Consider the following 11,025-nt stretch of genomic DNA (forward strand, 5'->3'; position numbering starts at 1 on the left):
GTCCTAAGATAACAGGCTTTCCGTCGATATTAAGTTTCTGTTTAGCCTCTTTATAAAATTGAAGTGGACGGTTTTCGACAAGAGTAGGTACTGTTTCATTAAGCTCTGGAACAATATAGTGATAGTTTGTGTTAAACCATTTTGTCATTTCAGATGCAACCGCACCTTTATTGCCTCGTGCTATATCAAAATACGTTTCTAGCGATACTTTACCTCCACTGTATTCAAAACGTTTCGGTACTAATCCGAACATAACAGCTGTATCAAGCACATGATCATACAAGCTAAAGTCTCCAACTGGTATCAAGTCAATTCCTAGATCTTTTTGTTTCTGAAGATTGTTTAGACGAATCTCCTCAATTTGTTTTAAGAATGCTTCTTTTTCTAGTTTCCCAGCCCATAACTGCTCCAGCGATTTTTTCCATTCGCGTCTTACACCAATTCTTGGATAACCTAAATTCGAACTTTTTACTTTACTCATAATTTTTTTACACTCCTTCTATTTTTGTATTTTCATGCCCATTTCTATTTGAAGCTGTTGCTAATAAACCCATATTTCAAAAAACAAAAAAGCCTCTTCTTGGAAACAAGAAGAGGCTTATCATTAAACATACGTGACAAGATCTCAACTCATCTTCCAAGCACAATCGCTTGAAGGAATTGGCACAGTGCTCATAATGAGTCTGTTGCCGAGGTTTCAAAGGGCCTTTCCCTCCACCTCTCTTGATAAGTAGAAATTAACTATTTAGTTTTATTAATRGTTTAAATGGTATCAGTTTTACTCGTTTTGAAATCAACGAATTTCACTTAGTTGTTATATTAATACATAAATTCAATAAAGTAAACAATTTTCTAAAATTTGTTTTTTTATTTTTATWATTTAAAAAACAAAAAAGTCTCTTCTTGGGAACAAGAAGAGACTCGTCATTAGTAGACAAGATCTCAACTTATCTTCCAAGSATAATCGCTTGAAGGAATTGGCACAGTGCTCAATAATGAGTCTGTTGCCGAGGTTTCAAAGGGCCTTTCCCTCCACCTCTCTTGATAAGTAGAAATTAACTATTTAGTTTTATTAATGGTTTAGATGGTTTAGGGTTTAGTCGTTTTACAATCGACGAATTTAAGTTAATTGTTATATTAATACATAAAATTAATAAAGTAAACAATTTTCTGGAAATTTGTTTTTTCCCTTTTCTATTATTTAAAATTTTCATCCCCTAAAGTCTTTAATACGAGGGCATACAAACCTTATTTATTGACGGCTATGTTATCCAAGCAACCGCAAACAATAAGTGGAAGTATAGTCCTGCCGAAGTGTTAAAACTCACACAGGGGCTATACGAGAAGAAATTATCTCCTTTTATGTTTACAGTAAGCTTTGTTTTTGTTAAACACCTCTTGTTGGTTTATCTAGCTCATCAGTGTTAACGGTCAATGAGTTCATCCAATGTCGTTTTGAAGTATTTCGCAAGAAGCTATATCGCTTTCTATTATTTCAGATAGCATTCTCTGCAATTCTGGGCGATCGTAAAACAACTCACAGCCCGCTTCTTTAAGCGCTTTCCATTGCCGTGCTGTGTTTTGTTTTTCAGATGAAACTCTTATGTATGCTATCTTACTCATACGACATCCTATTTATTCGCCTATATGTACAGGCATTGGTGAAGAAGGGCATGAAAACCTCACCCAACCCAAGTACAAGGCATGAAATGCATGTGCCCGGCTAATCGAGGCGACCTTGCGAATCTTTTACACTATTTAACTCAATATTAAAATTGTTCTTTAATAAGTACAGGAGGTAAATAATTTTCCAGCTCTAATCATTCTGTAATTAACCCATATCTTCTACCATCATCATTTTCTGCCCTCATTTTATCAATAACATCTTTATATGAGTAAAAATTATATTAATATTTACAGAAGATAAGTTAATAGTTTATTTATAGATTTAAGACAAGTAAAAAGGAGAGAAACATCAAGTGTTTCCCCCCTCCTTACCGTTCTGTTCTTCTTTTTGCCACTTGTGGCAATCGGCATCATCAGCTCTTTATCAATGCGAATACGGATTGATAAAGAACGATTATATGAACTTTTTTCCATAACCAAAGAATTAAGTCAGGGGTTATCCTCAGGAAATTACTAGGATAAAAACTTGGTCAAATCAATAAGATCCTAGGTTTTTTTGAATATAAGTCCTGATCAAATCATGCAGACTTTGTATTTTCTGTTTCAAATAGTTGTCGAGAATCCTTGCGGTTAGCGTATTAAATCCTTCGATTCGTAAATAGTCGCCCTCCATCACTTTCCCGTTTTTATTTTTAAATAATATACGTTTGTCTCTACCATTATTAGTAAAATTTCGTATCTTACAATATGGGAAAGAACTGTGCATCAGCACAAGTTAGTTTTTTTTGAAAAAGAGATACTAATCTCCCTTCTTTCTCTAATAAAGTTGAAAGGAGGTTTGAATATGTCATGTTTTACTTTTGACGGTATACAAAATGCAGTCGAACTGTCTAACAACAGAGGGTTATGTAACTTCATGTTCCAGGATCCTTTTAGTAGCAATCGATGCACGAGCAGGAGACGCCGGACTTCGCGGAACCAACGGTGTACGAGCAGAAATCGTTGCACTTCGAGGAACCAACGTCGCACAAGCAGAAATCTGTTCACTTCGCGGAACCGACGCCGCACGAGCAGAAATCGTTGCACATCACGGAACCGACGATGCACGAGCAGAAATCGTTGCACATCACGGAACCGACGATGCACGTGTAGAAATCGCTGCCGCTGCAGATCCCGGAACATACTATGCAACTTCTTTAATTGGTAATGACTTCTTATTTTAAAAAGACYTCGGGGCGATTTTTCGCTATCTGAGGAGTATCTCACTCAATAGTTCTTTAAAGAACTATTGAGTGTGTCAGTATCTAAAGCTAACTAGTTCTTACTAGTTAGCTTTTTAAAAAACACAATGAATTCACCACTTTTTGACTCCCTTCATAGGGTACAGTACAGGCTATGTGAAATTAATGAAGACGCTTAGACTCTCAAGAAAATTCCAGGGAACCGGCCGTGGGTTTTCTTTCGTAGCTATTACTTTCACTTATCATTCGTCACATTCCCTTAAATCAGATAGGTACCATTGGCACTTATTTCATTCATAAATGCATTATATTTATTTTCCATATTCACATAATTTCCGCTAGCTCCATATGGTATCAAGGAGTGATTTGTATGCCCTGGCAACAGAAAATATGGAACTTAATTGGTCAGCCTGTAGGAATTTCATTAACGAATGGTCAAGGAACATCAGTGACTTTCAATTTTATCAATTACAAAAATGTTTTACACCTAATTTTCAAAAATAATAAAAATCGCAATCACACTACCTGGTGATTAACGATTTGACTTTATAATTGGTAAACAAAAGAGTTTTCAAAACCAGGATAAAAACTTGGTCAAATCAATAAGATCCTTGGATTTCTTGGTATTGATTAAGTAGCACATCGAGTTCTTGACTGCATGCTATTACACTAGAGTGAGTAAAACCAAAATGCTTCGCTCTATGGTACATAACTTTCTTTTTTAATATTATTTGCCCTAATAAGAACATTTTACTTTGCATATTTTTCTTCATTCCTCTTTCTCAAAATGACTAGTGTTAGACCCAGAGAACATCTTATAACATTGGTCTTGTAAAAAAATGTCACATTGTGTAAAAATGAAAAATATTATTAATAGGGTTTTTTGAAATCACCGACTGATTATGGGAGTTTAAGAAGAATGAATTATGAAAAATGTCTGTTCCCTATAACGAACGTCTTAGGGAACACAAAAAGAACGTCCAGTACGGGCTTTTTCACATTATATTGATCACCGCTTGAAAAGTAATAAGGAAAAACGTTTTACTCCTTCTTGAAGTAAAGCGATAATTGTCTATCTATATTTTTCAAAGGAAAAGTCCCAATCTCATGGCGGTGTGATTGGGACTTTGAATACACTTTCAAGAGTCTTTAATAACGATTATCATTTTTGATTACCATCTCTTTCATAGAACGCGATTTCTTCTTTTCATTGTTCGTGAAAAGCAACCGAGGGTTATCAGGCTTTGGTTACTTGTTCTAAGGTCAAGTCTAACTTTTCAAAATTCGAGCCTGCCTTTGTTGGTAGGCTTTTATTTTGCATCGAATTAGGTAGAAAGAAAACAAAGATCCTGTTTTTTACGTTTGTTTATCTTTGTATATTTGTTTCGTGGTCACTGCATGGTCTAACACTCAACCAACCTAATCAACTCCATTTTAATCAAACTTCTTTCAATATGGAGTTAATGTGTTTGCTACTAATAATGGATTAACTATTCCTATTTTTTATTGCCTTTCCTTGTGAAAAGGCTAGGTAATTAACACCTAAAAAGAAGAAATGTCCATTAAGAATAAAACCTTCTAAACAGAGCACATTAGACTCTAGGAGGTGAACATCCATGAGTAAAAACAACAAAAAGACATTGAATGAAAGAACGCATAACAGCCTTGGAATCTACAAAAACCCCAACAATCACAAAGAAGAATTTGCTGCCGACTTTGATTCTAAACCTAAAAACATTGTTAACAACAAAAACAAGAATCAACAATCCAACAAAAATAAATAATACTATTGAAAGGTGAGAGCTATATGGACTCGCCTTTCTCAATCTAATTAAAAATACTGTCCATAAATTGAAGTGAACAAAAGTAGTGTTTGCTACAGTAATCTCACCCTCATTACACTGATTATCTATAGTTAATGAACAATTAACTAATTTCTTTTTCTCTTCAAATTATTCTATCTCGTTTCACTTTCAGCAGTGAATGATAAATGCTTTTTTAAAGAAAATGTTCCAATTGAAAATGACAAGAAAGAATGGATGAATTTGAAGAACAATCATATCCTTGCGGTTTCTCATTTCTTCCTTTTTACACCGATCAATTCCATATTCATCGAATATTCATGGTCGAGTTGACGGGCTTTTGGCGGTTTCGCTTTCCAGTCCAGTGAATAAATATCCATTCTGTCTTGGGACAATAGACAAACAAAAAAGATTGTCTATGACAATCTCCTGTTCTTCAACTAAAGCACCCGTTAGTTGACCAAGACAAGGCAAACACTCTCATTCGATGAAATAAAAAACCCGCTGAACCAGATTACTTATTTATCTTTATTATTTTTGTTTTTATCTTCTTCCAATGCAGTTAGTGCCAGTTTTTTTATCGTCATATCATCCATCGGAGGGTTATGTAATCCTGCGCGAACGTCACGATAGTAACGTTGTAATGGATTAGTTCTTTGTAGACTTTTCGCTCCAACTAATCGCATCGCTTTATCAACAATTGTTATAGCAGAGTTTGTCACAATATGTTTTGCAACACTTACTTCATTTGTCAGTAAATGTCTTGTTGCTTCGTTATCATAAGAAGAAGCCGCTCCATAGATGACGAATCGTGCTTTCATAAGCTCTAAATCTATTTCGCCAATTAGCTGTTGAACATTTGGTAACTGTGCAATTGGTCCATTCAAACTGTTTGGAGTATGCGTATTAGCAAAATGAACTGAGTAATCGCGTGCCGCTTGTGCTACTCCAAGATAAGTAGCTGGAATATGGAGTAACCAACCATTTATTTTCCCGCCGCTTACAAACTCCGGAAGTTCGACTAAATCAGAGTTTTGGACAACTACATTATTTAATATTAAATCGTTGCTACTCGTTCCGCGCATGGATACGACATCCCACGTTTCTTCGATTGATACCCCATCTAAATCTCTGTTGATAAGGAAGAAACCTACTTTTTCTTTTTCTTCAATCCAAGCAGAGGTTAGAAAATATGAGAGTATCGGAGAAGCCGTTGTGAAAATTTTCCGACCATTTATTACCCACGTATTTCCTTTTTTTATAGCGGTTGTACCTGGACGGCCCCCGCGCGTGGGACTACCTGTTTGTGCCTCACTAACAGAACGGTTTACTAGTGCCCCATTTAGAACTTCAGTCGCGAAAAAGTCTAGTTTTTCCTTTGTCCAAAGCTTTTTTTCGAATAACTCACCAACCACACCTAAACTCCAGCCAATGGATAATGCAGTACTAGCATCATAACTTGCAAGCGTTTCTTGCATAAGGACCATGTCGTAAACAGAGAATCCTTCTCCACCTAGTTCAGTTGGTAATGTAAGACTTGCATAACCAAGACCGACTAAATCCTTCATATTCTCTATTGGAAAAACGGAAAGCTCATCAATTTCCGCAGACCTACTTTTAAATCTTTCTTCAAATTGTTGCAATTTATCGAGCCACTTTTTTTGTTTTTCCGTTTTTATATATAAATTACTCAACAGTGTTCGTCTCCTTTAATATATGTAACCTACTATTCATATTGATTAAGTACGAATTAAACGAAAATAAAAAAATCTTTCAAAACAAAAAGAGTGTCATGTACATTAAGTACACTTATCTCTCAAGACGGTTCTTTCTGGCTGTAGACCATACCATAGATCAAAGCGGTTGCTGAAGCATCATTCGTCCAGTCCCTCTGCTTCTCTTGATAAGAAATATGAAGTTATTGAGATGAGTTTAATGCTGGAATTGAATGAAGTCAATTTTAAACATTACAAAACCAATAGGAATTAAATTATATTTAGAACTAATTATTCTCTTTAGGTCACGTGCGGTCTCTTCACGTCTTCGCACATTTTAACCGTAAAGATATCTTCCGTTTTTACATAATCTCGAAATAGGATTTGTCCCTTTCCATAATTAACTGCCCCTCTAATAAAGGTCTTGAGTTCCGATAAATCAATTCCCCAGGCATGATGATAGAGTTGATTTCCCATTACAAAAAAGCGTACTTCAAGTGTTTATAAATCGCTATTCGCGCCAACCATAAAAATCCCCATCCCATGAAGGTTTGTTTACATTTGTCGCCTATTCCCCTCATCTCGCATAACGGAATCACTGGCCACAATTTTAAGGGTATGTCCTCAAATGTACATTTCGCCACACCGGTCTTCTTCTCTTCCAAATCAAACGCCAATTTAGCATATTTGGGCATATACCTACTGCTAAAGGCAAATGGAATAGTTTCAAAAAGTTATCGTTATGTGCATTTTCCGAAAACCATAAGCAAAGTATGAGCTTTAACATTGCTTATGGACGTTCGGCGACAATATCACATACTGCAACAATTTCTACCTTTATATTATTCTGATATTCTGGAAGATGACGAACTATAGAGATTGTTTCACAACCGATTACGCTTCTTTTAATGTACTCATTTTCATTCTCATTCTATTTCTTTGCAAGATGCGGTAGTTTTGTATTTAAAAAATTAATGCTCATTCCAATGCTCTCAAATGGAGTCCGGCGAGTGAAATCCTGCTCAACGACCCACCACTGAACTCCCGCTTCTTCTCCTATATTCAATACTGCTTCAATATCAACTCCGCCTGTTCCAAGCTCCGCGAAAAATTGTTCCTCATCAGTCGTCATGTCCTTCAAATGGATAATCGGTGTTCTATTTTTATATTTATTAATCCACTCAACTGGATTTTCTCCTGCCTTTTTCAGCCAATACACATCAAACTCTGCTTTTAAATTGTCTTCGTTTGTATCTTCTAAAATGGATTCAAGCGCCATTCTGCCATCTGAGAGAAGGTCTAGTTCAAAATCATGGTTATGATAAAGTAGTGTAATGCCTTCAAGGCGGCACTTTTCCCCTGCTTGATCCAATATAGAAATAAGGTTACGATAATGTTCTTCTGAACGGCGGTCAGGCAATAAATAAGGGCAAACTACATAATTACTTCCTAACGTTTTCTGGTCTTCAATAACCCCGGCCAGGTTGTTTTCCAATTCTTCTAAAGGCACATGACTGGACGCTGCCTGAAGGCCAAGTTCATCCAATAGCACTTTTACTTCTTTCGCAGTCATTCCACCGTATCCGGCAAATTCCACTCCATCGAAGCCAAGTTCTGCAACCTTTTTCAAGGTACCGGAAAAATCTTGCTCGCTTTCCTCTCGCAATGTATACATTTGTACAGCTACTGGAATTTTCGTCATCACTTATATCCTCATTTCTATTAGTTAAGAACATCACTTATGTGATTTTATCTTTCATCCATGCTCTTCACTCATATGTTTCTTCATTAATAATTTTATTTAGAAAAACTTCGAAGGAAGCCAGCCATTTTCAACACTTTGCCTAAAATTCCGAACTGGCATGATACCTTCTTCCTGCTTTTAACTCCTGCTTCCTTGTTCAAATGCTAATAACTGTACGGACGCATATGCCTTAAACGCTAGATTTTTTTGAAGCTCATCCAGACCGTCTAATGAATTAGGTGGAATACCTAAAGACCATTCTCTTACAATAACAGGTACTTCAGCCCGCTTGGTCACCGTCAAATGAATATGCAAAAACATATCGTTATTGCTATCTTCCTCAGTAAAACAATGATAGATAACTAATTCAACAATTGAACAACATTCATTTCATGGAACATTAATTATATATTCATTTTCCGTAACTATGAATTGTCCTCCATTTATGTATTGAGGTTCTGTCAACTTAACATTAGTATCTGTTTCAAATTGCATGTCCAATCCGTTTTTAAACGATAAGTGAACTGAATATTTTTTCACTGAACTCCCCCGATAAATAATCAATTCGACTCCACATCTGGAATTTCCTTCAACTTACTCCAAAACATTAATGAGGACAACAGGGGCTCATAAGACCTTCTTTAGAGTGGAATGGGCCCATAAATGGTCGCAATCAACTTATATTACGAGTATCGGATGAACACCACGTAGAAATTCTAATATCTTGAAATCAGGCTTTCTTCCAACCCGTCCATAGTCAGAACGCTACCAATTTCTTTCGGCAATTCCATCCATTTCTTTTCTTCTCACGGGAAAACAAAAAAAGCGCCCTTGTGGTTACTTCTAAAGATTATTTCATTTGCTAATTTGCTAAAAGTCTCAAATCAATATCCCCTTTGAATGTAATACCTTCGGCTAACCTTTTCCTTATCAAGGTTTATTAAAAAAATAAAATCATTCATATCAGATTCTTCAACTATTCCACAGCGACGAGTCTATTTTTCAAATAAATTTATTAATTGGTAAATTATACCTACACCAAGGCGTAGTTAAGCGTAATTTTAATTATTTATAAAATTAAAATAATTCAATTTATTCATTCGAATTATTTTATACTAATTTATAATTAAAATTATCCAATTTTAGGAGGTATAAAATATTGAAGAAAAAGCTAATTGTACCCGTATTTCTGTCGTCAGCATTGTTGGTAGGTTCTATCCCAGTTAGTAGTGTATTTGCGCAGTCGGTTGTTTCGAGTGAGGTTAATAGGGTACAAGCTTCTAAGGAGTGGAATGAGAAAGCAAGCGTTCCTTTATTTGTGAAGGAGCGATTTGAACAGAAATTCTCTACTAGCACCCCTTCCAATGCATTGAATTATTTGAAGAAAAACCAAGTTAAAACCGGAATTACAAATCCGGATAAAAACCTAAAAGTGAAAAGTGTACAAAAAGATGAACTGGGTATGACTCACGTCCGTTTTAAACAGGCAATAAATGGAGTTAACGTAGAAGGATCCGAAGTTATTGTTCATTTTAATGAGAATAATGAAATAGTATCCGTAAACGGAAGAATAAATCAGACTATTGCCGATGATGGAGTGGACACGACTGCCTCCTTAAGTAGTGATGCTGCACTACAGGTGGCGTTATCCTCTGTCACTGCCCCTGAAGAGCTGACATATGAGCCAACTACTGAGCTTGTTGTCTATCCTTTTGAAAAGGAAAATCATACAGCTTTTAAAGTGAATGTTAACTTCATGGGTGATGAACCTGGAAACTGGTTTGTGTTTGTGGATGCAAATACGGGAGAAGTAATCGATAAGTATAATGGCTTAATGCATGCTGAAGAAAATAAAACACAAAAAGGTGCTGGAAAAGGTGTTCATGGCGATCACAGGGAATTACATATCACCCAAGTGAAGGAACCGAAATCCGGGACTAAGTTTGCGTTAGCAGATTACTCTCATGAGAATCTTGAAGGTATTTTTACCTATGATGCTAACAATGATGGGAGTTCAAAGAATGATACTCTATATGTTGGGAATTCTGCTGCATTTATAGGCGACTATGATCGAGCTGCTGTCGATGCACACTATAATTCCGAGAAGGTATATGAGTATTTTCTAAATGAACATGGCCGTAATTCCCTGGATGGGGAAGGAATGGCAATCGTTTCTAAAGTTCACTATGGCAATAATTATAACAACGCATTTTGGAACGGCAGTTATATGACATATGGAGATGGTGACGGTGAGTTCTTTATTTCACTATCAGCCGGTCTTGACGTTGCTGCCCACGAAATGACTCATGGTGTCATTTCTAAGTCTGCAAATTTAGTATACCGCCATCAATCTGGAGCCCTAAACGAATCATTCGCTGATGTTTTTGGTGTACTCGTTGACGATGAAGATTGGGAAATGGGTGAGAATATTATGGCACCAGCTGCAAAAGCTGAAGGTGTAACGAGATTGYGCAGCCTAAGTGATCCAAACAGTGTTGTAGTTAGTAATGCGCAAAGAGCAGCATATGGCAGCGGGGTCTATCCGGATCATATGGATGAATATTATGATATGCCAACTAATGTAGATAATGGCGGTGTCCATGTTAACTCCTCCATTACCAATCATGCTGCATACTTGATTGGTCAAGAAATCGGAAGGGAAAAATTAGGGCGAATTTACTATCGTGCTTTAACTGTTTATTTAAACCCTAATTCAAACTTTAGCGACGCACGTCAAGCTATCGTTCAGTCTGCAATCGATATTTATGGTGAAAGTAGCGAAGAAGAGGTCGCAGTTCATTCTGGTTTTGATGCGGTGGGAATTTACTAAGTAGTTAAATGGAACGTATGCAGAAATAAAATAAAGGTGCCAGTCCCCAGCTGCATTATAGCGGTAG

General features: G+C 36.3%; 9 protein-coding genes and 3 riboswitches. Of the genes, 3 read left to right on the top strand and 6 right to left on the bottom strand.

The window, feature by feature from the left end:
• Nucleotides 1–481 (bottom strand): uroporphyrinogen decarboxylase/cobalamine-independent methonine synthase family protein (locus AC1DOS_RS13570; RefSeq protein WP_477537933.1); only part of this gene is annotated, 481 nt, incomplete at its 3' end.
• Between the two features lie 146 nt (nt 482–627).
• Nucleotides 628–733: riboswitch (SAM riboswitch) on the bottom strand.
• 211 nt (nt 734–944) lie between these two features.
• A riboswitch (SAM riboswitch) is annotated at nt 945–1,051 on the bottom strand.
• A gap of 389 nt (nt 1,052–1,440) precedes the next feature.
• A complete protein-coding gene (locus AC1DOS_RS13575) occupies nt 1,441–1,623 on the bottom strand; it encodes a recombinase family protein (RefSeq protein WP_477537934.1) in 183 nt (60 codons plus the stop codon).
• Between the two features lie 878 nt (nt 1,624–2,501).
• Between AC1DOS_RS13575 and AC1DOS_RS13580 the strand changes: the two genes are divergently transcribed.
• Nucleotides 2,502–2,849: a hypothetical protein gene (locus AC1DOS_RS13580; RefSeq protein ID WP_477537935.1), complete on the top strand. Its 348-nt coding sequence runs from the start codon at nt 2,502–2,504 to the stop codon at nt 2,847–2,849.
• Nucleotides 2,850–3,466: 617 nt separating this feature from the next.
• Here AC1DOS_RS13580 and AC1DOS_RS13585 read toward each other — a convergent pair.
• Nucleotides 3,467–3,628 carry a Spo0E family sporulation regulatory protein-aspartic acid phosphatase gene (locus AC1DOS_RS13585; protein WP_477537939.1) on the bottom strand — a complete coding sequence of 54 codons (162 nt, stop codon included), beginning with the start codon at nt 3,626–3,628 and terminating at the stop codon, nt 3,467–3,469.
• 855 nt (nt 3,629–4,483) lie between these two features.
• Between AC1DOS_RS13585 and AC1DOS_RS13590 the strand changes: the two genes are divergently transcribed.
• Complete coding sequence (locus AC1DOS_RS13590; protein WP_199224065.1) at nt 4,484–4,651, top strand: hypothetical protein; 168 nt, start codon at nt 4,484–4,486, stop codon at nt 4,649–4,651.
• 536 nt (nt 4,652–5,187) lie between these two features.
• On the opposite strand, the gene AC1DOS_RS13595 is transcribed toward AC1DOS_RS13590, so the two are convergent.
• From AC1DOS_RS13595 to AC1DOS_RS13605, 3 genes are all read right to left on the bottom strand, one after another.
• The gene (locus AC1DOS_RS13595; RefSeq protein WP_477537940.1) at nt 5,188–6,366 is read right to left on the bottom strand and encodes an acyl-CoA dehydrogenase family protein; all 1,179 of its coding nucleotides are present in this window, start codon (nt 6,364–6,366) and stop codon (nt 5,188–5,190) included.
• Nucleotides 6,367–6,475: 109 nt separating this feature from the next.
• A riboswitch (SAM riboswitch) is annotated at nt 6,476–6,579 on the bottom strand.
• Between the two features lie 736 nt (nt 6,580–7,315).
• Nucleotides 7,316–8,086, bottom strand: a complete 771-nt coding sequence (locus AC1DOS_RS13600) for a sugar phosphate isomerase/epimerase family protein (RefSeq protein WP_477537936.1) — start codon at nt 8,084–8,086, stop codon at nt 7,316–7,318.
• Nucleotides 8,087–8,266: 180 nt separating this feature from the next.
• Nucleotides 8,267–8,449, bottom strand: coding sequence for a hypothetical protein (locus AC1DOS_RS13605; RefSeq protein WP_477537937.1), 183 nt, complete (start codon nt 8,447–8,449; stop codon nt 8,267–8,269).
• Nucleotides 8,450–9,287: 838 nt separating this feature from the next.
• Between AC1DOS_RS13605 and AC1DOS_RS13610 the strand changes: the two genes are divergently transcribed.
• Entirely contained in the window at nt 9,288–10,958 is a 1,671-nt protein-coding gene (locus tag AC1DOS_RS13610) for a M4 family metallopeptidase (protein WP_477537938.1), read from the top strand.
• Nucleotides 10,959–11,025 lie beyond the last annotated feature (67 nt).

This window comes from Paenisporosarcina sp. P5_A11 (genome assembly GCF_056400705.1).